Origin of the sequence: Actinomadura sp. NPDC000600 (assembly GCF_040492135.1) — a bacterium.
Taxonomy (GTDB): Bacteria; Actinomycetota; Actinomycetes; order Streptosporangiales; family Streptosporangiaceae; genus Spirillospora.
This window is the reverse complement of record NZ_JBEUPD010000044.1, coordinates 23,547-47,974: the sequence shown is the minus strand read 5'-3', so window position 1 is coordinate 47,974 and position 24,428 is coordinate 23,547. Positions and strand designations below refer to the sequence as shown.

The 24,428-nt window shown below is 74.4% G+C and carries 27 protein-coding genes; 19 read left to right on the top strand and 8 right to left on the bottom strand.

What is annotated here, in order from left to right; all coding sequences use genetic code 11:
• Positions 1-217: 217 nt before the first annotated feature.
• Both ABWI07_RS38405 and ABWI07_RS38400 read right to left on the bottom strand, forming a co-directional pair.
• Positions 218-736: a hypothetical protein gene (locus ABWI07_RS38405; protein WP_353821543.1), complete on the bottom strand. Its 519-nt coding sequence runs from the start codon at positions 734-736 to the stop codon at positions 218-220.
• Positions 737-757: 21 nt separating this feature from the next.
• Entirely contained in the window at positions 758-946 is a 189-nt protein-coding gene (locus tag ABWI07_RS38400) for a hypothetical protein (RefSeq protein ID WP_353821542.1), read from the bottom strand.
• A gap of 168 nt (positions 947-1,114) precedes the next feature.
• Here ABWI07_RS38400 and ABWI07_RS38395 point away from each other — a divergent pair, with 168 nt between their 5' ends.
• A complete protein-coding gene (locus tag ABWI07_RS38395; RefSeq protein ID WP_353821541.1) occupies positions 1,115-2,296 on the top strand; it encodes a sensor histidine kinase in 1,182 nt (393 codons plus the stop codon).
• The gene (locus ABWI07_RS38390; RefSeq protein WP_353821540.1) at positions 2,293-2,964 is read left to right on the top strand and encodes a response regulator; all 672 of its coding nucleotides are present in this window, start codon (positions 2,293-2,295) and stop codon (positions 2,962-2,964) included. The genes ABWI07_RS38395 and ABWI07_RS38390 overlap by 4 nt, the downstream gene beginning before the upstream one ends.
• 26 nt (positions 2,965-2,990) lie before the next feature.
• On the opposite strand, the gene ABWI07_RS38385 is transcribed toward ABWI07_RS38390, so the two are convergent.
• Positions 2,991-3,410: a DUF6069 family protein gene (locus ABWI07_RS38385; protein WP_353821539.1), complete on the bottom strand. Its 420-nt coding sequence runs from the start codon at positions 3,408-3,410 to the stop codon at positions 2,991-2,993.
• Between the two features lie 161 nt (positions 3,411-3,571).
• Between ABWI07_RS38385 and ABWI07_RS38380 the strand changes: the two genes are divergently transcribed.
• The 4 genes from ABWI07_RS38380 (at position 3,572) to ABWI07_RS38365 (ending at position 6,637) form a co-directional block, all read left to right on the top strand.
• Positions 3,572-4,735: a sensor histidine kinase gene (locus tag ABWI07_RS38380; protein ID WP_353821538.1), complete on the top strand. Its 1,164-nt coding sequence runs from the start codon at positions 3,572-3,574 to the stop codon at positions 4,733-4,735.
• A complete protein-coding gene (locus ABWI07_RS38375; RefSeq protein ID WP_353821537.1) occupies positions 4,723-5,385 on the top strand; it encodes a response regulator transcription factor in 663 nt (220 codons plus the stop codon). Before ABWI07_RS38380 ends, ABWI07_RS38375 begins: the two co-directional genes overlap by 13 nt.
• 84 nt (positions 5,386-5,469) lie before the next feature.
• On the top strand, positions 5,470-6,072 hold the full coding sequence (locus tag ABWI07_RS38370; protein ID WP_353821536.1) for a TetR/AcrR family transcriptional regulator: 603 nt from the start codon (positions 5,470-5,472) through the stop codon (positions 6,070-6,072).
• A gap of 10 nt (positions 6,073-6,082) precedes the next feature.
• Positions 6,083-6,637 carry a carboxymuconolactone decarboxylase family protein gene (locus tag ABWI07_RS38365; protein WP_149258460.1) on the top strand — a complete coding sequence of 185 codons (555 nt, stop codon included), beginning with the start codon at positions 6,083-6,085 and terminating at the stop codon, positions 6,635-6,637.
• Between the two features lie 4 nt (positions 6,638-6,641).
• Here ABWI07_RS38365 and ABWI07_RS38360 read toward each other — a convergent pair whose 3' ends face one another.
• On the bottom strand, positions 6,642-8,189 hold the full coding sequence (locus tag ABWI07_RS38360; RefSeq protein ID WP_353821535.1) for an MFS transporter: 1,548 nt from the start codon (positions 8,187-8,189) through the stop codon (positions 6,642-6,644).
• Between the two features lie 181 nt (positions 8,190-8,370).
• On the opposite strand from ABWI07_RS38360, the gene ABWI07_RS38355 reads away from it, so the two are divergent.
• Together ABWI07_RS38355 and ABWI07_RS38350 are read left to right on the top strand one after the other, a co-directional pair.
• On the top strand, positions 8,371-8,787 hold the full coding sequence (locus tag ABWI07_RS38355) for a YciI family protein (protein ID WP_235036725.1): 417 nt from the start codon (positions 8,371-8,373) through the stop codon (positions 8,785-8,787).
• Entirely contained in the window at positions 8,784-10,037 is a 1,254-nt protein-coding gene (locus tag ABWI07_RS38350) for an RNA polymerase sigma factor (protein ID WP_149258462.1), read from the top strand. Before ABWI07_RS38355 ends, ABWI07_RS38350 begins: the two co-directional genes overlap by 4 nt.
• Before the next feature lie 76 nt (positions 10,038-10,113).
• Here the strand turns inward: ABWI07_RS38350 and ABWI07_RS38345 are convergent, their stop codons facing one another.
• Entirely contained in the window at positions 10,114-10,578 is a 465-nt protein-coding gene (locus ABWI07_RS38345; protein WP_200841768.1) for a MarR family winged helix-turn-helix transcriptional regulator, read from the bottom strand.
• Between the two features lie 109 nt (positions 10,579-10,687).
• Here ABWI07_RS38345 and ABWI07_RS38340 point away from each other — a divergent pair, with 109 nt between their 5' ends.
• Positions 10,688-11,536, top strand: coding sequence for an alpha/beta fold hydrolase (locus tag ABWI07_RS38340; protein ID WP_149258463.1), 849 nt, complete (start codon positions 10,688-10,690; stop codon positions 11,534-11,536).
• Between the two features lie 14 nt (positions 11,537-11,550).
• Here ABWI07_RS38340 and ABWI07_RS38335 read toward each other — a convergent pair whose 3' ends face one another.
• The gene (locus ABWI07_RS38335) at positions 11,551-12,168 is read right to left on the bottom strand and encodes a TetR/AcrR family transcriptional regulator (protein WP_235036674.1); all 618 of its coding nucleotides are present in this window, start codon (positions 12,166-12,168) and stop codon (positions 11,551-11,553) included.
• A 115-nt stretch (positions 12,169-12,283) separates the two neighbouring features.
• Between ABWI07_RS38335 and ABWI07_RS38330 the strand changes: the two genes are divergently transcribed.
• The 8 genes from ABWI07_RS38330 to ABWI07_RS38295 all read left to right on the top strand — a co-directional run bounded on the left by ABWI07_RS38330 (position 12,284) and on the right by ABWI07_RS38295 (position 19,324).
• The gene (locus ABWI07_RS38330) at positions 12,284-13,174 is read left to right on the top strand and encodes a Vgb family protein (protein ID WP_353821534.1); all 891 of its coding nucleotides are present in this window, start codon (positions 12,284-12,286) and stop codon (positions 13,172-13,174) included.
• A gap of 63 nt (positions 13,175-13,237) precedes the next feature.
• Entirely contained in the window at positions 13,238-14,632 is a 1,395-nt protein-coding gene (locus ABWI07_RS38325) for an MFS transporter (protein WP_353821533.1), read from the top strand.
• Between the two features lie 52 nt (positions 14,633-14,684).
• On the top strand, positions 14,685-15,470 hold the full coding sequence (locus tag ABWI07_RS38320) for an RNA ligase family protein (RefSeq protein WP_149258466.1): 786 nt from the start codon (positions 14,685-14,687) through the stop codon (positions 15,468-15,470).
• Positions 15,457-16,581 (top strand): AAA family ATPase, encoded by a 1,125-nt coding sequence (locus ABWI07_RS38315; protein ID WP_149258467.1) that lies wholly within the window; start codon positions 15,457-15,459, stop codon positions 16,579-16,581. Before ABWI07_RS38320 ends, ABWI07_RS38315 begins: the two co-directional genes overlap by 14 nt.
• A 133-nt stretch (positions 16,582-16,714) precedes the next feature.
• Positions 16,715-17,203: a phage holin family protein gene (locus tag ABWI07_RS38310; protein WP_235036676.1), complete on the top strand. Its 489-nt coding sequence runs from the start codon at positions 16,715-16,717 to the stop codon at positions 17,201-17,203.
• Complete coding sequence (locus ABWI07_RS38305; protein WP_149258468.1) at positions 17,200-17,658, top strand: DUF3618 domain-containing protein; 459 nt, start codon at positions 17,200-17,202, stop codon at positions 17,656-17,658. Before ABWI07_RS38310 ends, ABWI07_RS38305 begins: the two co-directional genes overlap by 4 nt.
• A 21-nt stretch (positions 17,659-17,679) precedes the next feature.
• The gene (locus ABWI07_RS38300) at positions 17,680-18,681 is read left to right on the top strand and encodes a YihY/virulence factor BrkB family protein (protein WP_353821532.1); all 1,002 of its coding nucleotides are present in this window, start codon (positions 17,680-17,682) and stop codon (positions 18,679-18,681) included.
• Between the two features lie 76 nt (positions 18,682-18,757).
• On the top strand, positions 18,758-19,324 hold the full coding sequence (locus ABWI07_RS38295) for a GNAT family N-acetyltransferase (protein ID WP_149258470.1): 567 nt from the start codon (positions 18,758-18,760) through the stop codon (positions 19,322-19,324).
• 35 nt (positions 19,325-19,359) lie between these two features.
• Here the strand turns inward: ABWI07_RS38295 and ABWI07_RS38290 are convergent, their stop codons facing one another.
• Positions 19,360-20,322 carry a helix-turn-helix transcriptional regulator gene (locus tag ABWI07_RS38290; RefSeq protein WP_353821531.1) on the bottom strand — a complete coding sequence of 321 codons (963 nt, stop codon included), beginning with the start codon at positions 20,320-20,322 and terminating at the stop codon, positions 19,360-19,362.
• An 83-nt stretch (positions 20,323-20,405) separates the two neighbouring features.
• On the opposite strand from ABWI07_RS38290, the gene ABWI07_RS38285 reads away from it, so the two are divergent.
• A complete protein-coding gene (locus tag ABWI07_RS38285; RefSeq protein ID WP_149258471.1) occupies positions 20,406-21,200 on the top strand; it encodes an alpha/beta fold hydrolase in 795 nt (264 codons plus the stop codon).
• 129 nt (positions 21,201-21,329) lie between these two features.
• Positions 21,330-22,370 (top strand): alpha/beta hydrolase, encoded by a 1,041-nt coding sequence (locus ABWI07_RS38280; RefSeq protein WP_353821530.1) that lies wholly within the window; start codon positions 21,330-21,332, stop codon positions 22,368-22,370.
• Positions 22,371-22,471: 101 nt separating this feature from the next.
• On the opposite strand, the gene ABWI07_RS38275 is transcribed toward ABWI07_RS38280, so the two are convergent.
• Complete coding sequence (locus ABWI07_RS38275; RefSeq protein ID WP_353821529.1) at positions 22,472-24,307, bottom strand: glycoside hydrolase family 3 protein; 1,836 nt, start codon at positions 24,305-24,307, stop codon at positions 22,472-22,474.
• Positions 24,308-24,428: the final 121 nt, after the last annotated feature.

Here is a 24,428-nt window from a genome sequence, read left to right as displayed (position 1 = left end):
GACGACATCACGGCCGATACGGAAGGAGGGGATGCCGAAGGACGAGCGCGAGAAGGCAGCATAGAGCAAAATGCAGACAGCTGTCCACGCCTATAAGAATTGTCAACCTTCGATCCCGGATCCAGGATGACATGCCCGTGTCTCCCTCGTCAACCTGGGCACCGAAAAGGCCCCAGAAGAGACATCCATCCATTTCCGAAGGAAGAAGCCGCCCCGGTCAACCCAGAGAGGAGGCATAGCCGAGAACCACCGCCCCGAGAGCGCCGACGCCGAACCAGGCCACCGACCGGCGGGCGGGACGGGGACCGTCGAGAAGGGTCGCGAGTCCGAGCGGCACGAGCGCGACGCACAGGCCCGCCGCGCCGACGATCGACAACGGCGTCGTCCCCTTCAACACTCCCAGCGGCAGAAGCGCCATGAGCGCCAGGGCGAGACAGCGGACCGGGCCGAGCACGCGGGAGCGCCAGGCCCCGGCCGCCAGGACCAGCCAGCCGGCCATGACCGCGAACGAGGCGTACTGGAAGATGTGGAACGACTGATAGGAGGCGGCGACGGCGGCGACGGCCGACCTCCGCCCCTGGGCGTCGACGAGCCCGAAGGCCAGATGGTCCACGCCTGCATGGAACGTGCGGGCGAACAGCCCCACCATGACGAGACCGCCGCCCAACGCCCCCGGCGTCGGCCGGACGGCGCCGATGCGCAGCGCCAAGGCGCTGACAGCCGGCCACAGGGCCACGGTCCCTGCCGCGAAGCAGCTTTAGGACGTCGTCATCAGCACCGGGTACTGGTCGTAGGCGGCCAGTTGGTCGGGGAAGAAGAAGTGGAACCTCGCTCTGAGGAGCACCCCGGACAGCAGGAGGACCGGTCCGAGGAGCAGGGATGTCCCGGCGAGCCACCGTCCCGGGAACGCGAAGCCGACATGTGCCGAAGGCTGGGGTGAAGACATGCCCCACAGGCTGCCCGCGCGGCCCTTTCCAGCGGATCGGCCCGCAACCGACATTCCTCGTTCAGCCCTCTAGGGACTGCGCCCACCGGAATGCCGGCGAAGTCCTCCTCAGGGATGATCCATCCTGGTCCGATGCGGCGGGTGAACTGCGCCGATAACGTGCGTTCCGTGGACGAAGCCGACTTCGAGTCCCGTCAGGCACGCCTGCTGCGCCGGGGCCACCTGCTCGCCCTCGACGTGCTCCTGGCGGTCGCCCTGGTCGCGGTGGACGTGGCGGTCGCGGGGAACATGCTCAAGGACCGGCCGGACTTCACCCCGCTCTTCCAGGTCTCCTGCCTGGTGGCGGTCGCGCTGGGCTCGGTCGTGGCCGTCCGGCGGCTGTGGCCGTTGCGCGCGTTGGCGACCGCGGTGGCCGTGTCGTCGGTCGCCGCCGCGGCCGGCGTCCTGTGGGATCCGTTCGCGGCGACCGCACTCGCGCTTGGCGCCGTCGCGTCCGTCGCGCCCCCGCAGCGGTCGGCGCGCGCGCTGGGCTGGTGCGCGGCAACCGCGACCGCCGCCGCGACGATCGCGCAGGTCGTCCACCCCCGGTACGGCCTGGCGGCCGCCGCCGGCTGGACGGTGGCCGCTTGGCTGCTGTCCGCCGGTGCCTGGCTGCTCGGCCATCTGCTGCGGCGTCGCAGGTGGAACGCCGTGTGCGCGCAGGAGCAGCGGGCGCGCCGGATCCAGACGGACGAGCGGCTGCGCATCGCCCGCGAACTGCACGACGTGGTCACGCACGGCATGGGCCTGATCGCCGTCAAGGCGGGGGTCGCCAACCACATCGCCGAGGCGCGTCCCGAGCAGGCCCGCCAGGCGCTGCAGGTCATCGAGGCGACCAGCCGCGAGTCCCTGGCCGAGATGCGGCGCCTGCTCCAGATGCTGCGCCGTGACGAAGCGCCGGGAACCGATCTCACCCGGCCGGACGTCGACGGCCTGGAGGATCTGGCCGAGCGGGTCCGGGCCGCCGGGGTGGAGGTCGAGCTGGTGGTGTCCGGTGAATACGATCTTCCCGAAGCGCTGCGGCTCACCGTCTACCGGATCGTGCAGGAGGCCCTCACCAACGTGGTCAAGCATGCGGCGCCGACCCGTTGCCGGGCCACCGTGGACGTCTCGTCCCACCAGGTGCGGATCCTGGTGGTGGACGACGGCCCTGTCCGCCCGGGCCCCGAGCCGGGCCCCGGTGGGCACGGACTGGTCGGGATGCGGGAACGCGCCGCGATGTACGGCGGCTCCTTCAGCGCCCAGCCCCGTCCCGAGGGCGGCTTCGCGGTCGCGGCCACGCTTCCGCGCTCCCAGGGCGGCGGCGGGTGACCGAACCGATCCGCGTCCTGGTCGCCGACGACCAGGCCCTGCTGCGCGGCAGCTTCCGCGCCCTCATCGAGACCACCCCCGACCTGACCGCGGTCGGCGAGGCCGCCACCGGGGCCGAGGCCGTCGAACTCGCCCGCGCCCTGCGGCCCGACGTCGTCCTGATGGACGTGCGCATGCCCCACCTGGACGGCATCGAGGCCACCCGCCGGATCCACCGGGCCGCCGGCACCGAGGAAGTCCGGGTCCTCATGCTGACGATGTTCGACCTGGACGCCCACGTCTTCGCGGCCCTGCGCGCGGGCGCCGCCGGCTTCCTGCTCAAGGACACCCCGCCCGCCGACCTGCTCAACGCCATCCGCGTCGTCGCCGGCGGCGAGGCCCTCCTGGCCCCCGCGGTGACCCGCCGCCTCATCGCCGAGTTCACCCGCCAGGCCCTGCCCGCGCACCCGCTCCCCCGCGCCCTCGACGGCGTCACCGACCGGGAGCGCGAGGTCCTCACCCTGGTCGCCCGCGGCTTGTCCAACACCGAGATCGCCGACCACCTGCACCTGAGCCTGGCCACCGTGAAGACCTACATCGGCCGCCTGCTCGCCAAGCTCCAGGCCCGCGACCGCGCCCAACTGGTGATCATCGCCTACGAGACCGGCCTGGTCGCCCCCGCGCCCTAGCCGGGGCGAACGGACTCGGGGGGCGTTCAGGCGGGGATCGAGGTCTCGCGGCGGGGTGCGGGGCGGGCGGAGCGGCCGAGGCCGGGGATCAGGACCGCGGCGACGACCAGGTGCATCCCCGCCAGGACCGCCATGGAGGCGCCGTCGGCGGCGCCGCCGAGCGGTCCGATCATCGACAGGACGAGAACGGCCGCGGCGACCGTGGTCCATGCGCGTCCCGGGCGGGCGGTCGCCCGCTCCAGCACCGCGAGCAGGCCCCAGGCCGCCAGACCCACGATCAGGCTGGCCCCGACGACCGGGCCCGCGCCGACCGGCCGCACCTCCCCGCCCGTCTCGGCGGCCAGGTCGAGCCCGGCCACCGGGCCGGCCGCCGCCCACAGCGCGAGCGCGGCGGCCGCCCCTCCCGCGACGGTCAGCGCTCGCCGTGCGGTGTTCCCTCCGGACATGTGTTTCTCCCTTCGTAGCGGCTGGTGCATGTCCGGCAGCGTCGCCGCGACGGCGGTCCCGGCGCATCGGCCGCGCGGCGAGGGCCGGTCCGCCCGCGGTACGGGCGGGCACCGACTTTGGTAGGTGTCGGCGCCGGGAGCACGCGGTTAGCCTCGGTCCGGTGAACGAGACGTTCGACCGGGCGGGGCTCGACGCACGGCGCCTGCTGCGCGGTGCGGCGATCCTCGCCGTGGTGGCGGGCGCCCTGACCGCGCTGACGGTCTGGGGCCGTGTCAGCGCGCAGGCGGCGGGCGCCGCCCTGGCCCTCGACATCGCGGTCGCCCTGGCGAGCTGGCTGCTGACGCCGCTGCTGATGTGGCGCCCGGTCGGCGCCGCTGTGGCGCTGACCGCGCTGGCGGCACTGTCCCCCACCGCCACTCCGGCGGCGAGCATGGGCGCGTTGCAGGTCGCGCACCGGCGTCCGTTCCGGACCGCGGCGCTGGTCGGCGCGGCGGGCGTCGCGGCGCACGTCGTACAGGGGCTCTGGCGGCCGAACCGGGGGATCTCCTTCAGCTGGTGGCTGCTGCTCGTCGCCGTCGGCTACGGCGCGGTGATCGGGTGGGGCGCGCTGGCGCGGGCGCGCCGGGAGCTGCTGGAGTCGCTGCGCGAGCGGGCCCGCCGCGCCGAGGCCGAGCAGGGCCGCCGGGTGGCCGAGGCCCGCATGGCGGAGCGGACCCGGATCGCCCGGGAGATGCACGACGTGCTCGCCCACCGGCTGTCGCTGCTGGCGACCTACGCGGGCGCGCTGGAGTACCGGCCGGACGCCCCGCCGGAGAAGCTGTCGCAGGCGGCGGGAGTGATCCGCGCCGGGGTGCACCAGGCGCTCGAGGAGCTGCGCGAGGTGATCCTGCTGCTGCGCGCCGAGGACGACGCGGTCGCGGAGGGCCGGCCCCAGCCCGTCCTGGGGGACGTGGTCCGGCTGGTGGAGGAGTCGCGCGACGCGGGCGGGCAGGTGGAGCTGCGGGACGAGACGGTCGAGGCGTCCGCGCTGCCGGCGGCGGCCGGGCGCACCGCGTACCGGGTCGTGCAGGAGGGGCTGACCAACGCCCGCAAGCACGCGGGGGGACGTCCCGTCCGGGTGGTGCTGGAGGGGCGGCCGGGCTCCCGGCTCGTGGTCGACATCCGCAACCCGCTGCCCGAGGACGGCGCGGAGCCGCTCGCGCCCGGCAGCGGCACGGGACTGGTCGGGCTGACCGAGCGCGTCCGGCTGGCCGGCGGGCGGCTCGACCACCAGGCCGCGGAGGGCGAGTTCCGGCTGCGCGCCTGGCTACCATGGCCCGCGTGAGCCGCCCCCTGCGCGTCCTGATCGTGGACGACGACGCACTCGTCCGCGCCGGGCTGTCGATGATGCTGGACGGGGCGGGCGGGATCACCGTCGCCGGCGAGGCGGCCGACGGCGACGAGGTGCCCGCGGCCGCCGACGCGCACGCCCCCGACGTCGTGCTGATGGACCTGCGGATGCCGCGCGTGGACGGCATCACCGCGACCCGCAGGCTGCGGGCCCGGCCGAACCCGCCGGAGGTCATCGTGCTGACGACCTTCGACTCCGACGAGAACATCCTGCACGCGCTGCGCGCGGGCGCCAGCGGGTTCCTGCTGAAGGACACCCCGCCGGACCGGATCGTCCACGCCGTCCGGCAGGTCGCCGGCGGCGACCCGATCCTGTCGCCGGGCATCACCCGCCGCCTCATGGACCGCGCGGCGGTGGAGGCCGGCGCCTACCAGCGCGCCCGCGAGGCGCTCGCCCGGCTGAGCCCCCGCGAGAACGAGGTGGTCCTCGCCGTCGCCCGCGGGCGCTCCAACGCCGACATCGCGGCGGAGCTGTTCATGAGCGTGGCCACGGTCAAGGCGCACGTCTCCAGCGTGCTGACCAAGCTCGACCTGGACAACCGCACCCAGATCGCGCTGCTGGCCCACGACGCGGGCCTCGCCTGACCCTCCCGCGCGCCCCTGCTCTTGCGCGCCGCCGCGTCCCGTGCCAATCTTGGAACGACCATTCCAAGATTGGAGGTGCGGGCGATGCCGGACGTCAGGCATTTCGATCCCGACGCCGTCCTGGACCAGGCGGTGCGGCTGTTCTGGCGGCGCGGCGCGGCCGCGACGGGCATCGCCGAGGTGGTGTCCGAGACCGGGGTCAGCCGTTCCAGCCTGTACGGGACGTTCGGCGGCAAGCGGGACCTGTACCTGGCGGCGCTGCGCCGCTACGTCGACCGGCAGTCGCGTCCGGTGTTCGACCGGCTCGCCGCCGACGGGCGGGGCCTGCCGGGCATCGCCGCGTTCTTCGACGGGCTCATCACCGCGCGGTGCTCCGGCGAGTACGCGCGCTGGGGCTGCATGGTGTCCAACGCCCACGCCGCGCAGGACGCGGGCGACGCCGACGAACGCGAGGTGCTGGACGCCCACCACGAGGCCCTATGCGACGCCATGCGCGCCGCCCTCCTCGCTGCACGCGACCACGGGCAGCTGCGCGGCGACCTGGACGTGCCCTCCACCGCGCGGATGCTGGCGCTGCTCGCCTACGGGGTGAACGTGCGCTCGCGCGCCGGCGCCGACCCCGGCGAGCTGTCGGCCACGGTCGACGCCGCCCTCCGCCCCCTCTCGCCCGCTCCCCCGCCCCTCTGAGGAGATGACCATGGCCGAGTTCACCGTCTACGACGAGACCGACGCCCCCGCCGAGGCCCGCCCGCAGCTGGAGGCCGCCAAGAAGCGCATGGGGTTCGTCACCACGCTGAACGGCGTGATGGCCGAGTCGCCGGAGCTGCTCGCCGGATACAACGCCCTGTCGGAGCAGTTCACCCGGTCCTCGCTGCCGCGGAACGCCAAGCACGTCGTGCTGATCACCGCCAGCGTGCTGAACGGCTGCGAGTACTGCGTGGCCGCCCATTCCACGATGGCGCTGCGGACCCGCGTCCCCGCCGAGGTCGTGGACGCGCTGCGCGCCGGCCAGGCGTTGGACGACCCCGCGCTGGAGGCCGTCCGCCGCCTCACCAGCGCCGTGGTCGTGCGGCGCGGCTGGGTGGACGAGGCGGAGGTGGAGGCGTTCCTGGCCGCCGGCCACACCCGCCGCCACGTCCTGGACATCGTCCTCGGCGTCGGCATGAAGACCCTGTCCAACTACACCAACCACCTCGCCCACACGCCGCTCGACCCGGCCTGGAAGGAGCAGGAGTGGACGGCTCCCTCCTGACCCCTCACACCGCGGCGTGCCGGGGCTCCGCTTCCCCGGCAGCCGCGGGCGCGGCCGTCCGGGCCGTGCCGCGCGCCGAGGCCGCCACCAGGACGGCGAGCCCGGCGAAGATCGCGGCGGCGATGGCACCGGTGACGTGCAGGCCCGCGGTGAACGCGGCGTGGGCGGAGCGCAGCAGCTCCTCCGCCGGACCGGACGGCAGGTCGCCGGCGGCGGCGACCGCGCCGGCCAGGGTCTTGGCCGCGGGCCCCGCGACGCTGTCCATCCGGGCCTGGTAGACGCTTGCGCCGACCACGCCGATGACCGCCAGGCCCAGCGATCCGCCGAGGTAGTTGCCCGTCTCCGACATCGACGCCGCCGAGCCCGCGCGCTCGGGCGGGACGGACCCGACCACCAGGCCGGTCCCCAGCGCGAACAGCGGACCGGTGCCGAGGGCCAGGACGGTGACGCCGGTGATGACGGCCGCGAGCCCGTCCGACACCGCCAGCGGGACGCAGCCCGCGGCCGACAACGCCAGCCCGGAGGCGATCGCGGTGGCGGGCCGGAGCCTCTTGGCCAGCGCGGGCGCCGCCATCGTCCCGGCCGCGACGCCCAGGCCCATCGGCGCGAACAGCACGGCCGAGGCCAGCGGCGAGTACCCCAGCACGCCCTGGAGGTACTGGGTCGCCATCAGGCCCGTCCCCGCCATGGCGACGCCCGCGAGAACCAGGGACACCAGGACGGCGCTGAAGGCGCGGCCGCGCAGCAGCCGCAGGTCCAGCAGCGGGTGGTCGAGCCTGAGCTGGCGCCGGACGAACACGGCCCCGACGGCCGCCCCGGCGGCGATCGCCGCGACCGGGACGACCCCGCCGCCGCCGTCGGCCAGCGCCAGCTGCTTCATCCCGTACACCATCGGCAGCACGGCGCCCAGGGAGAGCCCGACGCTGAGCTTGTCGACACGTCCGGCCGTCCGGTCCCGGAACTCCGGCAGCAGGAACGGGCCGGCCACCAGCACCAGCGCCATGACCGGCACCGCGGCCAGGAACACCGACCCCCACCAGAAGCGCTGGAGCAGCAGCCCGGCCAGCACCGGGCCGAACGCGCCGCCCGCGAACTGGCAGGTGGCCCAGATCGCGATGGCCTTCCCGCGCTCGCGCTCGTCGCGGAAGATGTTGGTGATCAGCGCCAGCGTCGAGGGCACCAGCGTCGCGCCCGCCACGCCCAGCAGCGCCCGGGCGGCGATCAGCGTGCCCGGGTCGGGGGCGTAGGCGGCGACGACCGACAGGACGGCGAACGCGCCGGCCCCGGCGAACAGCAGGCGGCGCCGGCCGATCCGGTCCCCCAGCGTCCCCATGGCGATCACGAATCCGGCGACCATGAACCCGTAGGCGTCGCTGATCCACAGCTGCTCGGTGCCGCTCGCGCCCAGGTCGGCGCTCAGCCGCGGCAGCGCCAGCAGCAGCGCCGTGATGTCCATGGCCAGCAGCAGCGACGGCAGCACCAGCACGGCCAGCGCGAGCCACCCGCGCTTCCCTGCGGGCTCTGCCACGGCGTCCTGCCCCTCGTGCTCCATATCCTTCCACCCCTCCAGTGAGACCCGATGTCACGGATGGGTCGGAGCGGGTGCGAGGTTCTCTACATCGGCCCCCGAGAAAGAATGGGAACGTGTGTCGAAAGCGGCCGAGCGGCTCCGACGTCTCCTGCACGAGGCGCCGCGGAGGCGCCGGACCGAAGGGGAGACCATCGTGAAGTACATGCTCATGCTGTACGCGTCGCAGCGGGACTACGACGAGATGGCGGGCAAGGTGCCCCAGGAGGAGGCCGTCTGGTCCGCCGAGGACCTCGCCGCGATGCACGCGTTCATGGAGAAGTTCAACCAGGACCTGGTCGAGTCCGGGGAGTTCGTGGACGCCCAGGGCCTGGACGCGCCCGTCCACGCCCGCCGGTTCCACAGCGGGGAGGAAGGGGGAGCGCCGACCGTGACCGACGGGCCCTTCCCCGAGACCGCGGAGGTGCTCGCCGGGTACACCGTCATCGAGTGCGACGGCTTCGACCGCGCCTCGGAGATCGCCGCCCGGCTCGCGCGCTGCCCGGTCCCGGAGGCGGCGCGGGCCCGGTCGTACGCGGACCTGCGGCCGATCGTCGACGGGCGCGCCGACCTGGAGCCGTGACCGCGCCGCCGGAGGGGGCCTGGGACCTGCTGCGCCCGCTGGCGCCGCAGGTCCTCGGCGCGCTGGTCCGCCGGTACGGGCACTTCGACACCGCTGAGGACGCCGTCCAGGAGGCGTTGATGGCCGCGGCGTCGCAGTGGCCGGAGCAGGGGGTCCCGGCCGATCCGCGCGCCTGGCTGATCACGGTGGCGGCCCGCCGCCTGACCGACCTGCTGCGCGCCGAGCAGGCGCGCCGCCGCCGTGAGGACGCCCTGGCCGCCTGGACGCCGCCGGACGCCTGGCTCGCCCCCGCCGCCGACCGCCCGCCGCCGGGCGGCGACGACACCCTGATCCTGCTGTTCATGTGCTGCCACCCGGTCCTGTCGCCGGACCTGCGGATCGCGCTCACCCTCCGCTCGGTCGGCGGCCTGACCACGGCCGAGATCGCCCGCGCGTTCTTCGTCCCCGAGTCGACCATGGGGCAGCGCGTCAGCCGCGCGAAGCGGCGCGTGCGCGACAGCGGCGTCCCGTTCCGGATGCCCGCCGCGGACGAGCGTCCCGGACGGGTCGCCGCAGTCCTGCGCGTCCTCTACCTGATCTTCACCGAGGGGTACGCGAGCACGGCCGGGCGGCACCTGTACCGGGGCGAACTGGCGACCGAGGCGATCCGGCTGGCCAGGATCGCGCACCGGCTGCTGCCCGGCGACGCCGAGGCGGCGGGGCTGCTCGCGCTCATGCTGCTCACCGACGCGCGCCGGCCCGCCCGCACGGACCCGGCCGGCGACCTCGTCCCGCTCGCCGAGCAGGACCGGAACCTGTGGAACGCCGGGTACATCGCCGAGGGCACCGCGCTGCTCGCGGAGACGCTGCCGCGCGGGCCCGCCGGCCCCTACCAGGTGCAGGCCGCGATCGCCGCACTGCACGACGAGGCCCCGACCGCGCGGGAGACCGACTGGCCGCAGATCGCCGCCCTCTACGAGGTGCTGCTGGAGCTGGAGCCCAACCCGATGGCGGCGCTCAACCACGCCGTGGCCGTGGCGATGGCCCGCGGGCCGGCCGCCGGGCTCGCCCTGCTGGAGGACCTGCGGGCCGACAAGCGGATCGCCGGGCATCACCGCCTGCACGCCGTCCGCGCCCATCTGCTGGAGATGTCGGGCGACACCGCCGCCGCGCGTGCGTGCTACCTCGCGGCGGCCGAGGCCACCCGCAGCCTCACCGAGCGCCGCTACCTCAACGCCCGCGCCGCCCGCCTGACGGACACACCCGGCTGACGGGCGCGGTGCGGGTCCTGCCGAGCGCGGCGCGGGAGAGGCCCTCGACGCAGCGCGTGATCGGCGTCCCGGGGCTTCAGGCAGGTGACGAGCCCCGAAGGCGGGTCACCACCTGCGGGGGCAGGTGCCGCGCGAGCTCTTCGAGGAGGCTCACGGTCTCGGCGACCCGCTGCGGGTCGTCGGTGTCCAGGGCCACCGCGAGCGCCGCGGCGATGGAGCCGGCCCTGACCTCCTCCACCCTGGCGGAGGGCCGGGACGCGGGGTGGATGCGGACCCGCCGCCGGTCGTCGGGATCGGGCTCGGTGTCGACGGCGCCCACGCCGCGAAGCCGGGCGACCGCCGCCGACACCGCGCTCTGCGGAAGACCGGTACGCGCGGCGATCTCTCCGACGGCGCTGCCGGGGTGTGCGCGCACGTCGCTCGCGACGATCAGGACGGTGCGGACGCTGGTGGAGTGCCGGCCGATGCCCTCGGTGGGCAGGGCCTCCTCGCCGATCTTCATCAGGGTCCGCCCCAGCAGGAAAAGCTCGACTCCGTCCATGCGGCCAACTTACATCGAACCTGATACATCAATCTTGATGTATCAAGTTTGATGCTTTATGGTTGGCCTCACCCGGGCGGAGACGCCCGCCCGACCGAGAGGACTCCCGATGGCCACCGCCACGACACCGCCCGCCGCGACGGGCATGCTCCGGACCGACGGCGCCCGGATCCACTACGAGGTGCGCGGCACCGGCCCGATGCTGCTGATCTCCCAGAGCGGCGAGGGGGACGCCGGGCGCAGCGCGGACCTGGTCGACCGGCTCGTCGCCGACTACACCGTGGTGACCTACGACCGCCGCGGCCTGTCGCGCAGCGTGCTGGACGACCCGTCCCGGGGAGCGAGCCTGGCCGACCACGCCGACGACGTCCACCGCCTGCTGGCCGGACTGACGGACGAACCGGCGCTCATGCTGGGGTGCAGCCTGGGCGCATCCATCGGGTTCCACGTGGCCGTGGACCACCCCGGCCAGATCGGCACGCTCGTCGCCCACGAACCCGTCACCCCGCGGCTGCTGCCCGCCGACCAGCGGGCATGCCATGAGCGGGAACTGGCGCACATCCAGGAGGTCCACCGCCGCGACGGGCTGGCCGCCACGTTCGAGCTGATCGCCGGTGTGCTGGGCATCGACCCCGCCGCGCCCGACGCCGAGCCCGGCGTCACCCGCGCGCCCATGACGCCCCAGCGGGCGCGCAACTTCGACTTCTTCGTCGAGCACGACTTCACCGCGGTCATCGACGACACCCTCGACGTCGCCGCGCTGGCCGGCGTCTCGACCCGGATCGTCCCGGCCGTGGGGCGCACGACTCCGCGCACCGTCTTCGACAACGAGTGCGCCTTCGCGCTGGCCGCCCTGCTCGGCACGGAGCCGCACGAGTTCCCCGGCGGCCACAACGGCAACACCACCCACCCCCGCGCTTATGCCGCGGCCCTGCGTGCGGCCCTCAACGTCCGCTGATGGGCGGGACGGGGTCAGGGTGCCGGTGCGGCCGTCAGGGCGCCTGCTCGGGCGGCGGCGCAGGCGGCCGCGGCGGCACGGTCGGCGGCCTGCCCGCCGATCGGCTCGCCGGTGATGAACAGCCGGTAGTACAGCGGCGCGACGGCCGACCGGACGACCTCGACCGGGTCCGTGGCCGCGGGGACCTCGCCGCGCTCGACGGCCCGCCGGACGATGACGGCGGCCTGCTCGTGGCGGTGCGCGAAGAACGCGTGCAGGGAGCGGGCGGCGTCGCCGCTCTGCGCGGCGGCCAGCACGAACGCGCGGGCGATCGGACCCTCGACGGGGTCGGCGAAGTTCTCCGCGACGAGCCGGACGAGGCCCCGCAGATCACCCGCGAGGGACCCGGTGTCGGGGATCGGCCAGGGCTCGGCGGCGGCGAGGTCGAGGGCGTCGGCGATGAGGCCGTCGGCGCTCCCCCAGCGCCGGTAGACGGTGGTCTTGTGCACGCCGGAGCGGGCCGCCACCCCTTCGACGGTGAGCCCCTGGTAGCCGCGCTCGGACAGCTCGGCGAGCGTCGCCCCGCGGACGGCGTCGCGCACCCGCGCGGTGCGTCCGCCGGGGCGGACGGTCCCGGGTCCGGGCGCGGTCACCGCGCGGTCCGGCGGTCCCGGCTGGTCTCCATGATCCCGATCGTAACGCAACTCATGTTGCGTTAACTTCGTCTCCGGACGGAAACAGCAGTGGAGGGACGAGGGGGGACCATTCATGTCAGAGGGTTCACACACCACGATGAAGCAGTTCACGGTGTCCGGCCCGGACGCGGGACCGTACGGCGTCACCGCGGGACCGGACGGCGCGCTGTGGTGCACGCTCGTCCACGAGGGCCGGATCGCCCGGATGACGCCGGACGGGGACCTCACCGTCCACGGGCCCGTCCCCGCCGGACCGATGATCATCACGGCGGGCCCGGACGGCGCGCTGTGGTTCACCGCGTTCCACGGCCACGCGATCGGCCGGATCACCACCGCGGGCGAGGTCACGCGGTTCGCCGTGCCCGAGGGTTGGGGGCCGTGCGGCATCGCGGCCGGGCCGGACGGCGCGCTGTGGTTCACCCGCATGCACGCCGGCGGCATCGGCCGGATCACCGTGGACGGCCAGGTCAGTGCCTTTCCGGTGCCGGGAGAGGGCACGATGCCCTCGATGATCGCGGCGGGCCCGGACGAGGCCCTGTGGTTCACCCTCAACCAGGGCAACGCCATCGGACGGATCACACTGGACGGGGAGGTCGCCGTCCACCCGCTGCCCACCGAGGGCTCCGCACCGGTCGGCATCACCGCCGGGCCGGACGGCGCGCTCTGGTTCACCGGCATCGGCGCCGGGCACATCGGGCAGATCACCACGGACGGGAAGGTGACCGAGTACCCGCTGCCCGACCGGGCCGCACGCCCGCACGCCATCGTCGCCGGGCCGGACGACGCCCTGTGGTTCACCGAGTGGGGCACCGCCCACGTCGGCCGCATCGGCTCCGACGGCCGCGTCGACGAGCACCCGCTGCCGACGCCCGGATCCGAGCCGCACGGCATCGCGGTCGGCCCCGACGGCGCCCTGTGGGTGGCGCTGGAGACCGGCGCGCTCGCCCGCGTCGCCGTCGCCTGACGCGCCCCTCGGGAACGGCACGGTTCGAGCCGCGCCGAAACGTCCGGGGGCGACCGTGGCGGTATGGATTCCACCACGCAAGCGACCGGGGTCCCCTGCGCCGCGGAGGCCGGCCCCGAGCCCCGGCGCGGCGCGATGCTCGCGATCCTGTGCGCCGGGATGTTCCTGGTGCTGCTGGACGTGACGATCGTCAACGTCGCGCTCCCCGGCATCGGCCGGGCGCTCGGCACCGGGCTGCCCGGGCTGCAGGGGGTCGTGGACGGGTACGCGGTCGCGATCGCCGGGCTGCTGCTGGGCGGCGGCGCCCTCGGCGACCGGATCGGGCACCGCCGGCTGACGCTCACCGGATTCGCGCTGTTCGGGCTGGCCTCGCTGGCCTGCGGGGCCGCGCCCGCCGCCGGCCCGCTCATCGCCGCACGCGTCGCGCAGGGAGCGGGCGCCGCGCTGCTGCTGCCCGGCAGCCTCGCCCTGATCACCGCGCTCTACCCGGGACGCGCCGAGCAGGCGCGCGCCCTCGGGGTGTGGGCGGGCATCTCGTCCACGGCGCTGCCGGCGGGGCCGCTGCTGGGCGGGCTGCTGGTCGACACGATCGGCTGGCGGTGGATCTTCCTGCTGAACGTGCCGATCACCGCGGCCGCGATCACCGGCGTCCTGGCGCTGGTCCGCGAGCCCGGGCGGCGGCGGGCGGCGGCCGCGCTGGACCGCGCCGGGATGGCGCTCGCACCGCTCACCCTGGGCGGACTGGTCTGGACGGTCATCGCCGCGGGCCACGGCCACCGGGACGGCGCCGCCGTCGCCGCCGTCCTCACCCTGGCCGCGGGAGCGGCGTTCGTCCTGGCCGAGCGGCGCGCGGCGGCGCCGATGGTGCCGGGCGGGCTGCTGCGGGCCCCGGCGTTCCTGGGCGCCGGCGGGATCGCGCTCATCATGAACCTGGTCACCAACGGGGTGCTGTTCGTGGCGACGCTGCGGCTGCAGCAGGCCGGGCACCGCTCCGCGCTGCTGGCCGGGGCGATGCTGCTGCCGATGGCCGCGCCGCTGGCGGTCCTGGCGCCGGTGAGCGGGCGCCTCACCGCCCGGTTCGGGACGCGGGTGCCGCTCGCCGCGGGCGCCGCCGTCGCGGCGGCCGGGTGCCTGTCCCTGGTCGGCGCCGGCCCCGGCGGCGGCTACGCGGCGCTGCTCCCGGCGCTGCTCGGCATCGGGATCGGGGACGGCCTGGTCGTCACCGCCGTGGTCGCCGCCGCGATGCGCGCCGTCCCCCCGGCGCACGCCGGGCTGGCGGGCGGGTTCAACAACACCGCCCGGCAGGTCGGGACGGCGCTCGGCGTCGCGGTGTACGGGGCGGTCGCGGGGCCCGCGACCCATCCGGCGTTCGCCTCCGGCCTGCACGTCCTGGCCTGGGCGAGCGTGGCGCTGTGGCTCGCCGCGCTGGCCCTCACCCGCGTCGTCCCGGCCCGCTGACGGACCGAAAACCGGTTGGCAGGACCGGCCGCCCGGCCCTAGAACGGTCGGCATGCTTCGCAAGTACCCCCGGACCCGGCACATCGCGGGATCCCGGCTCCAACCGGGCGACCACGATCTGGCCGCCGTGCCGTTCGAGTCGATCGCCGGGCGGTACCTGGTGGTGGAGGAGAAGCTCGACGGCGCCAACGCCGGCATCAGCTTCACCTCCGCCGGCGAGCTGCGGTTGCAGAGCCGCGGCCACTACCTGACCGGCGGGCCGCGCGAGCGCCAGTTCGGGCCGCTGAAGGCGTGGGCGGCGTCGGTCCAGCACGTCCTGCGCGAGCGCCTGCGGGACCGCTACGTCCTGTACGGCGAGTGGCTGTACGCCAAGCACACCGTCTTCTACGACGCGCTCCCCCACTACTTCTGCGAGTTCGACGTCCTCGACCAGGAGGACGGGACGTTCCTGTCGACCGAGGCGCGCCGCGAGCTGCTCGCCGGGACGCCGGTGGTGTCGGTGCCCGTCCTGCACGAGGGCCCGCTGCCGGATCTGGCCGCGCTGACGAGCCTCACCGGCCCCTCCACCTGCCGCACCCCGCGGTGGCGGGACGCGCTGCGCGCGGCGGCCGAGGCCGGCGGCGCCGACCCCGACCGCGTCGCCGCGGAGACCGACGCCTCTGAGGAGATGGAGGGCCTGTACATCAAGGTGGAGGAGGACGGGAGGACCGTCGACCGCTACAAGTGGGTCCGGCCGAGCTTCCTGAACGCGATCCTCGACTCCGGCACCCACTGGCAGGACCGCCCCATCGTCGCCAACGGCCTGGCCGACCCGGAGGTGCTGTATGCAGGTGTTTGAGGAGCTCTGCCCGGCGCCGCCGCACTGGACCGTCCCGTGGGACCGGATCCGGGAGGCCTTCTCCTGGGTGCGCGACATGGCGGACGTCCCGCAGGACGCCGTCTACCACGGCGAAGGCGACGTCGAGACCCACACCCGGATGGCGTGCGAGGCGCTGGCTTCGCTGCCGCAGTGGCGCGCACGCCCGCCGCAGGAGCGGGTCCGGCTGTTCACCGCCGTGTTGATGCACGACATCGCCAAGCCGCACTGCACCGCCCTCGACGACGACGGCCGCATCACCGCGCGCGGCCACTCCCGCCGCGGCGACCTCATGGTGCGGCGCATCCTGTGGGAGCTGGGCGCGCCGGTCGCCTGGCGCGAGCACGTCGCGGCGCTGATCCGCCACCACCAGGTCCCGTTCTGGGCGCTGGAGCGCCCCGACCTGCGGCAGATCGCGTTCCGCGTCAGCCTGCTGGCCCGCAACGACGACCTGGTGCTGCTGGCCTGCGCCGACATCCTCGGCCGGATCTGCCCCGACACCGAGGAGCTGCTGGACAACGTCGCCCTGTACGGGGAGTACTGCGCCGAGCAGGGCTGCCTGGACGGACCGCGCGCGTTCCCCTCAGACCACGCGCGGTTCTGGTACTTCCGCAAGCCCGACCGCGATCCCGCCTACGCCGCCTACGACGACACGCGCTGCACCGTGACCGTCCTGTCCGGGCTGCCGGGCGCCGGAAAAGACCACTGGATCGCCGCCCACCGCCCGGACGTGCCCGTCGTCAGCCTCGACCGGCTCCGCGCCGAGATGGGCGTCGACCCGGCCGGCGACCAGCGCGCCGTGGCGGCCGCCGCGCACGAGCTGGCCCGCGGGCACCTGCGCGCCGGGCGGTCGTTCGTGTGGAACGCCACCAACGTGTCCCGGCAGCAGCGCGAGCTGTGCACCGGCCTCATCGCCGGCTACCGGGGGCGGGTCGAGGTCGTCGCGCTGGAGGCGCCGCCGCGGGTGCTGCGGGACCGCAACCGGGCCCGCACCTCCCCCGTCCCGGACCCGGTCATCGACCGGCTCGTGCGCCGGTGGGAGACCCCCGATCCGACCGAGGCGCACCGCGTCGACTGGCTCACCACGGCGTGAGCCGCTGACCGGGCACGTCGGTCAGGCCCGGACCCCGCCCGCTCACCGCGTGTCGGGACGCGGCCACGTTTAGCCCATGCGCACAGGGAACGCCCATTTCCAGGGTTCGAACACGTGGAGGGGGCCTGGAGGCATGAGCATCGTGCGGCAGCAACACGACGGCGACGGCCAGGCCGGGACGATGGGCGCGCACCGGCAGGACATGGGACGCGCCCCGGAGTTCCGCGCCGAGCGCCACGAGGCGGGAACGGGCGAGCTGGTCCGGCAGGCCGCACAGCAGGTCTCGGATCTGATGCGGGCCGAGCTGCGCCTGGCCGTGGCCGAGCTGAAGGACAAGGGCCGGCACGCCGGCACCGGCGCCGGGCTGTTCGGCGGCGCCGCGCTTGTCGCGCTCTACGGCGTGGCCGTGCTGCTGGCGGCGGCGGTGGCCGCGATCGCGCTGGCGCTGCCGGTGTGGGCGGCCGCGCTGATCATCGGCGGTTTCCTGCTGGTGGTGGCGGGCGTGCTGGCGCTGATGGGCCGGGCGCAGGCGAGGCGGGCCACACCGGCCAAGCCCGAGCAGGCCATGAACGAGGCCAAGCAGGCCGTGGCCGAACTGAAGGAGAGGGCGACGCACCGATGACGATGCAGGGCAAGCACGGCGCCGCGGCAGGCACCGAGGAACTGCGTCAGGAGGTCGACCGGGCTCGGCACGAGCTCGGGGAGACGGTGGAGCAGCTCGCCGCCAAGGCCGACGTGAAGGCCATGGCGCGGGAGAAGGTCGAGCAGGCGCGCGACCGGGCCCGCGACGCCGCGGCGTCGGCGTGGGAGGCCGCGGGCTCGGAGAAGAACAAGGCCAGGGCGCGCCAGGGCGGCGTGATCGTGGTGTCGGCCGGGGCGCTCGCCCTCGGCGCGGTGTGGATGCGCCGCCGCCGCGGGTCGTCGCAGGCGCGGCTGGGACGCGGCCGGAAAACGTCGATGCTGATGAAGGCCCCGACGCGGAGGAAAAGCCCGGTACGGATGAAGGCCCCGGTGCGGGTGCGGATGCGCGCCGGGCAGAAGCACGCCGTCATGGTGCGCCGGCACGGTCGGCGCTGAGTGGCCGGGAAGAAGGGAGTCATGCGCAGACGACCCGGCGCCCCCACCGATCTGCCCGCGCGGTCGTGGTGGGAGACGCTCAAGCGCACCCTCAAGGAGTTCCAGAACGACAACCTGGGCGACCTGGCCGCCGCGCTCACCTACTACTCCATCCTGTCGATCTTCCCGGCGATCCTGGTGGTGGTGTCGCTGGTGGGGCTGGCCGGGCAGTCGGCCACCGAGTCCCTCGTCCAGAACGTCGGGAGCCTGGCGCCGGGCGCCGTCCGCGACCTGCTCGTCAGCTCGATCAGGCAGCTCGAGGGCAACGCCGGAGGCGCGAGCATCGCGGCGGTGCTCGGCCTCGCGGCCGCGGTGTGGTCGTCGTCGGGCTACGTCGGGGCGTTCATGCGCGCCTCCAACGTCGTCTACGACATCCCCGAGGGGCGCCCGTTCTGGAAGACCGTGCCGCTCCGGATCGCGGTCACGCTGGTGACGCTGGTGCTGCTGTCGGGGTCGGTGATCGCGGTGGTGGTGTCCGGGCCGCTGGCGCGCAAGGTCGGGGACATGCTCGGCTTCGGCTCCCAGGCGGTGACCATCTGGGGCATCGTCAAGTGGCCGGTGCTGGTGGTGGTGGTCGGCTTCCTGATCTCGCTGCTGTACTGGGCGTCCCCCAACGCCAAGCGGGGCTTCCGCTGGGTCACGCCGGGGGGCGGGCTGGCGATCGTGCTGTGGCTGGCGGCGTCCGGGCTGTTCGCGCTGTACGTGGCGAACTTCGCCTCGTACAACAAGACCTACGGCAGCCTCGCCGCGATCATCATCTTCCTGGTGTGGCTCTGGATCACCAATCTGGCGATCCTGCTGGGCGCCGAGCTGGACGCCGAGCTCGAACGCAGCCGCGCGATCGCCGCCGGTCAGCAGCCCGAGGAGGAGCCGTACGTGGAGTTCCGCGACACCCGCGCCTTCGACGAGGAGGAGCGCCGCGAGACGGGCGTCGCGGACGACCGCGGCGGCGGAGCGTCGACCCCCAAGGCCCGGCGGAGGTAGCGGGGTCGCCGGGCGGCCCCGCCACCGGGGAATTACGGGTCGCACAAGACCTGACCCCCTGAATAGGATCTTTCGCATGCTCCAACCCGCCTATCCCATCGAGACCGAGCGGCTGACCCTGCGGCCGTTCCGCGAGACCGACCTGGAGGGTCTGTACGCCTACCAGTCCCTGCCCGAGGTGGCGCGCTTCCTGTACTGGGAACCCCGCTCCCTTGAGGAGTCGCGCTCCTTCCTGAAGCAGAAGATGAGCGCCTCCGTCGTGGAGAAGGAGGGCGACTGGCTGGTCCTGGCGGTGGAATGGCGCGAGACCGGCGAGCTGATCGGCGAGGTCAACCTCCAGTGGCGCAGCCGCGAGCACCGGCAGGGCGAGATCGGCTACATCTTCAACCCCGCCTACCACGGCAAGGGCTTCGCCACCGAGGCCGCCGAGGTGGTGCTGCGGCTGGGCTTCGAGGGACTGGACCTGCACCGCGTCTGCGGGCGGCTGGACGGGCGCAACGCCGCGTCCGCCCGCGTCCTGGAGCGCCTCGGGATGCGCCGCGAGGCGCACCTGGTGCAGAACGAGATGGTCAAGGGCGAGTGGAGCGACGAGGTCATCTACGCGATGCTCCGCCAGGAGTGGGACGCCCGCTCCGGGTCCTGACGCGAGCGTGGTCGGGGCGGTGGCCGGGGTCCCGGTCACCGCCCCGCCTGCTCCTCCAGGCTGCGCGCCAGGTCGCGGACGTGGCCGCGCAGCTCCTCGGGCCGCCGGATGGCGAAGGGGAAGCCCAGGCCGGCCAGCATCTGCGCCATCCCGTCCAGCCGCTCGGCGCGCGTGGTCATCACCACTCCCCCCGGGGCCTCGGCCAGCGTCGCCGTCGTGGCGGGGATCCGGCGCCGCGCCTCGGCGAGGGTCGTCTCCAGCAGCACCTCGACCTCGTGGGCGTAGGGCACCCGGGCCAGCGACCGGGTGACGTGCTGGACCGGGTCGACGTCGCCGGGGGGCTCGAAGCGGGCGCTGCCGGGCTCGGCGGCGGCGACGCGGTCGACGCGGAACGTGCGGATCTCCCCGCTGCGGTGGTCGTGGCCCGTGACGTACCAGCGTCCCGAGTGGAAGACGAGGCCGTAGGGGTCCAGGTCGCGCTCGGTCTCGGCGCCCTGCCAGGACCGGTAGCGCAGGCGGACGCGGCGCCGCTCCCTCGCCGCCGCCGCGAGGGTCAGCACGGCGCCGGTGTCGGGCGCGGCGGAGTCCCGGGCGGCGAGGGTGAACCCGAGCGTCTCGCGCAGCGCCTGGACGCGGTCGCGCAGGGCGGCGGGCAGGACGCGCTGCACCTTGGCCAGCGCGCTCTCGGTCGCCTGCCCGGGCAGCCCCACCCGCCGGCCGGCCAGCAGCCCCAGCACCACGGCGGCGGCCTCGTCGTCGGTGAGCATGAGCGGCGGCAGCTTGTAGCCGGGCATGAGCCGGTAGCCGCCGTACCGGCCGCGCTCGGCGACGACGGGGACGCCCAGGTCCTCCAGCCGGGAGGCGTAGCGGCGGACGGTCCGCTCGTCCACGCCGAGCCGCCGCGCCAGCTCCGGGCCGCCCATGCGGGGGTTGGCCTGGAGCAGTTCGAGCATGGCCAGTACGCGGGTCGTCGGATGGGACGACGCAGGTTGTGACACGGGTCACTCGCTTAATCCGGGCGGTTTCTGTCCTGTATTGACCCTAGCGTGGGGTCACACCCACCGAGAGAGGACGGCCCACCATGGCAGATGGCAAGACGGCGACCGGCAAGACAGGGACCGGCAAGGCGACGTTCGTACTGGTCCCCGGGTACTGGCTCGGCGCGTGGGCGTGGGACGAGGTGGCGGCCGACCTGCGGGCCGCGGGCCACGAGGTGCACGCGGTGACGCCGGCCGGGCAGGCCGAGCGGGCCGCCGAGACCCCGCCCGGCGCCGACGTCGAGGCCCAGATCGCCGACCTGCTGCGTCTCGTCGAGGGCCGCGACCTGACGGGGGTCGTGCTCGTCGCGCACAGCGGCGCGAACATGGCCGTCACCGGCGCCGCCGACCGGGCGCCCGAGCGGATCGCCCGGGTCGTCTACGTCGACAGCGGCCCGATGCCGTCCGGGCTGGCCGGCATCGACTTCCGCGACCCCGCCTCGCGCGCGGAGCTGGAGAAGGCCGTCGCCGAGCACGGCGACGGCTGGCGGATCCCGGTGCCGGCGTTCGACCCGCAGGACGACCCGGTCAACCTCGCCGGCCTGAGCGGCGAGGCGCTGGCCGCCATGCGCGAGCGCGGCACGCCGCAGCCGTTCGGCACCGCGACGCAGGCGCTCACCCGGCCCGACCCGCTGCCGGCCGTTCCCCGCACGCTCATCGCGACCACGATCCCGCTGGCCGCGGTGAGGGAGATGGGCGAGAGCGGGCACCCGGTCTTCTCGATGATGACCGGGCCCGGCTGGACCTACCACGAGCTGCCGACCGGGCACTGGCCGATGTTCTCCAGGCCCCGCGATCTCGCCGCGCTGCTGGCCGGGACCGCCTCCGGCGGCGCCTGAAGGACTCACTTCTCCACAGCCACTCGAAGAAATCTTGTAACCCGGCCATGTAGATCATTTCGGCGGAGGCGAGGACACTCTGCGGAAGTCGCGCGGCCACGGGGGTCGGGCCTATCGGCGAGGTGAGCCTTGCACACGACACCGACCGTCCGCCGCCGACCGCACCGGGTGACCTGGCGGCGCTCGCTGGCGTCCGGGGCGATCACGGCCGTCCTGGCGGCCGGCCTCGGCGCGGTCGGCACCGGCCCGGCGCAGGCGCTCGCGGGACCGGCCAGGGCGGACGACGGGGCCCGCATCACCGCGGAGAAGAAGATCGCCTCGAACGAGGTCGACATCGCCATCGCTTCGCCGGCCCTGGGCAAGACGGTCAAGACCCGCATCCTGCTGCCGAAGAACTGGACGCGGAACGCGACCGCGACGTGGCCGGTGCTGTACGCCTACCACGGCGGCCAGGACGACTACACGTCCTGGACGCGCAACACCGACATCGAGGCGTGGGCGGCCAAGTACAACGTCATCGTCGTCATGCCGGAGGGCGACAACGGCTCCTACACGGACTGGTACAACTACGGCAAGGGCGGGACTCCCAAGTGGGAGACCTTCCACACCGCCGAGGTCCGCCAGCTGATGGAGCGCAACTACCACGCGGGGGCGGTGCGCGCGGCGATCGGCAACTCCTCCGGCGGCGCGGGGGCGATGTCCTACGCCGCCCGGCACCCGGGGATGTTCAAGTACGCGGCGTCGCTGAGCGGGATCCTGTCGATGCGCTCGATCGGGATCCCGGCGCTGCTGATGTTCACCAACGCGGGCAACGGGCAGGACCCGTTCGCGATCTGGGGCGTCCCGTGGTCCGACGACGCCAACTGGGCCGCGCACGACCCGTACTCCCTGGCCTCCAAGCTGCGCGGCACCGGCCTGTTCTTCTCCGCCGGCACGACCGGGCGGCCCGGCCCCGGCGACCCCGACGTGGCGCCGTGGGACATCGGCCTGCTCAGCGAGATCGCGGTCGGCGCGAACAACAAGGACTTCCAGCGGCGGCTGGACGAGCTGAAGATCCCCTACACCGCGCACATCTACGGCGACGGCCGGCACAACTGGCCGGCGTGGGTGCGCGAGGCGAGCGGGGTGTGGCCGACGCTGATGAAGTCGATCGGCGCGCGGAGGGTGTGACGCGCGGGGCCGGTCCCTGAGCGGAACCCGGCCCGGTTCCGGTGCGGCGGCGGCTGCCGTGCCGGGACCGGGCCGCCGCGTGTGCGGCCCGGTCCGGCGGGTCAGTAGCCCAGGCCGTGCCCGAACGGGTACAGGACGGTGCCCGGCTGGTCGCGGGCGGGGATCGCGACGGGCAGCCGACCCCGCGGGTCCAGCTCTCCGAACAGGACCTTGGCGGCCGACCGCAGCGCCTCGGCGGTGTAGGAGTAGGTGGCCACGTAGGTGGTCGCCTCGGGGAACCAGGCGATGTCGTAGGGGTCGCGGACGGCGATGACGACGACGGGCTTGCCGGTGGCGACGAGTGCCTTGACCAGGTTCATCTGCCCGGGCCCGTTGTGGTTGGGCTCCTCCTTGATGTCCCAGGCGCGGTTGGTGACGGCGACGACGAGGTCCTGGTCCCGCGCGGCGGCCACCGCCTCGTCGATCTGGGCCTGGCCGGGGCTGATGCCGGTCTGCTTGATCGTGGTGACGGCGCCGCGCCGGGCGATCTCGGTTCCCAGGGTCGCGGTGGTGGACACGCCCCATCCGGTGACCAGGACCTTGCGCGCGCCGGGGCGCAGCGGCAGGATCCCGGCGCCGTTCTTGACCAGGGTGGTGGTGCGGTCGGCGGCGCGCTGGGCGGCGGCCAGGTGCGCGGGTGTCCCGACGACCTGGTCGATCTTCGACTCGTCGGCGTAGGGGTCGCGGAACAGGCCGCGCCGCTGCTTGAGCTCCAGGATCCGGTAGACGGACTCGTCGATGCGCTTCTCGGTCAGCTCGCCGGACTTCACGGCGTTGACGACGGCCGCGAGCTGGCGGGGGAACACGCCGTTGCCCTGGGCGTCCGCGGGCGGTTTCAGCAGGACGTCCACGCCGGCCTTGAGGGCGAGGACGGGGATGTTCTCGTCGCCGTACTTGTCGCGGACGCCCTGCATGTCGAGGGCGTCGGTGACGACGACGCCCCGGTAGTGGAGCCGGTCGCGCAGGATGCCGGTGAGGATGGGCCGCGACAGGGTCGCGGGGTCGCCGGACGGGTCCAGCGACGGCACGACGATGTGCGCGGTCATGATGGAGTCGACGCCGTGCCTGATCGCGGCGCGGAACGGGGGCAGGTCGAGCCGCTCCCATTCGGCGCGGGTGTGGTCGATGCGCGGGACCCCGGTGTGGCTGTCGGTGGTGGTGTCGCCGTGCCCGGGGAAGTGCTTGGCGGTCGGGGTCACTCCCCCGTCCCGGTACCCGCCGATCTGCGCGGTCACCATGTCCGACACCAGCCGGGGGTCGGACCCGAAGGACCGGACGCCGATGACGGGGTTGGCCGGGTTGACGTTGACGTCGGCGTCGGGCGCGTAGTCCTGGTTGACGCCGATGGCGCGCAGCTCGGTCCCGGTGATGCGGGCGAGCGCGCGGGCGTCGCCGGTGCGGCGCCCGGCGGCCAGGGCCATGCTGCCCGGCGACTGCGTCGCGGGCGGCTGGACGCGGGCGACGATGCCGCCCTCCTGGTCGATGGCGATCGTGGCGGGGACGCGCAGCGGCTGCGCCGCGGCGGCGCGCTGGATGCCGTTGGAGAACGCGGCGAGCTGCTTCGGGTCGGCGACGTTGTCGCCGTAGTAGATGAAGCCGCCGGGGTGGTAGCGGGCGACGACCTGCGCGGCGTTGTCGACCCCGTACAGCCTGCGGTTGGCGGCGACGTCGGCCGGCTCGGCGGTGGTCGCGCTCTTGCCGTAGATCTGCAGGACGAACAGCTGCGCGGCCTTGTCCTGCAGCGACATCGACCGCAGGATCCGCATCAGCCGGGGGTCCCTGCCGGCGTCCGGCGCGGTCTGCGCGGACGCGTCCACGCCGCTGAGGCCGGTCACCGCGAGCGCTCCCGCCGCGAGGCCGGCGAGCCACCGGCGGCGGCGCGTTCGAGGACGGTGCATGACGGCCCCCTCCCTCCCCCGAGCTGCCTGATGATCAAGGTTCTTCCGGCACGTTAACCGCGGCGGTCGGCGCCCGTCCACGGCAATGGTCGACGATCCGGCCCGGAACCGTCCCCGATCC

Bases quoted from the DNA above. Each gene is read 5' to 3' on its own strand.
- ABWI07_RS38310 (WP_235036676.1), top strand. From the start codon at position 16,715: ATGAGCATCGTGCGGCAGCAACACGACGGCGACGGCCAGGCCGGGACG.
- ABWI07_RS38275 (WP_353821529.1), bottom strand. From the start codon at position 24,307: ATGCACCGTCCTCGAACGCGCCGCCGCCGGTGGCTCGCCGGCCTCGCG.
- ABWI07_RS38315 (WP_149258467.1), top strand. From the start codon at position 15,457: ATGCAGGTGTTTGAGGAGCTCTGCCCGGCGCCGCCGCACTGGACCGTC.
- ABWI07_RS38320 (WP_149258466.1), top strand. From the start codon at position 14,685: ATGCTTCGCAAGTACCCCCGGACCCGGCACATCGCGGGATCCCGGCTC.
- ABWI07_RS38340 (WP_149258463.1), top strand. From the start codon at position 10,688: ATGGCCACCGCCACGACACCGCCCGCCGCGACGGGCATGCTCCGGACC.
- ABWI07_RS38295 (WP_149258470.1), top strand. From the start codon at position 18,758: ATGCTCCAACCCGCCTATCCCATCGAGACCGAGCGGCTGACCCTGCGG.
- ABWI07_RS38400 (WP_353821542.1), bottom strand. From the start codon at position 946: ATGTCTTCACCCCAGCCTTCGGCACATGTCGGCTTCGCGTTCCCGGGA.
- ABWI07_RS38330 (WP_353821534.1), top strand. From the start codon at position 12,284: ATGTCAGAGGGTTCACACACCACGATGAAGCAGTTCACGGTGTCCGGC.
- ABWI07_RS38365 (WP_149258460.1), top strand. From the start codon at position 6,083: ATGGCCGAGTTCACCGTCTACGACGAGACCGACGCCCCCGCCGAGGCC.
- ABWI07_RS38305 (WP_149258468.1), top strand. From the start codon at position 17,200: ATGACGATGCAGGGCAAGCACGGCGCCGCGGCAGGCACCGAGGAACTG.
- ABWI07_RS38360 (WP_353821535.1), bottom strand. From the start codon at position 8,189: ATGGAGCACGAGGGGCAGGACGCCGTGGCAGAGCCCGCAGGGAAGCGC.
- ABWI07_RS38355 (WP_235036725.1), top strand. From the start codon at position 8,371: ATGCTCATGCTGTACGCGTCGCAGCGGGACTACGACGAGATGGCGGGC.
- ABWI07_RS38345 (WP_200841768.1), bottom strand. From the start codon at position 10,578: ATGGACGGAGTCGAGCTTTTCCTGCTGGGGCGGACCCTGATGAAGATC.
- ABWI07_RS38370 (WP_353821536.1), top strand. From the start codon at position 5,470: ATGCCGGACGTCAGGCATTTCGATCCCGACGCCGTCCTGGACCAGGCG.
- ABWI07_RS38385 (WP_353821539.1), bottom strand. From the start codon at position 3,410: ATGTCCGGAGGGAACACCGCACGGCGAGCGCTGACCGTCGCGGGAGGG.
- ABWI07_RS38285 (WP_149258471.1), top strand. From the start codon at position 20,406: ATGGCAGATGGCAAGACGGCGACCGGCAAGACAGGGACCGGCAAGGCG.
- ABWI07_RS38325 (WP_353821533.1), top strand. From the start codon at position 13,238: ATGGATTCCACCACGCAAGCGACCGGGGTCCCCTGCGCCGCGGAGGCC.
- ABWI07_RS38375 (WP_353821537.1), top strand. From the start codon at position 4,723: ATGGCCCGCGTGAGCCGCCCCCTGCGCGTCCTGATCGTGGACGACGAC.
- ABWI07_RS38300 (WP_353821532.1), top strand. From the start codon at position 17,680: ATGCGCAGACGACCCGGCGCCCCCACCGATCTGCCCGCGCGGTCGTGG.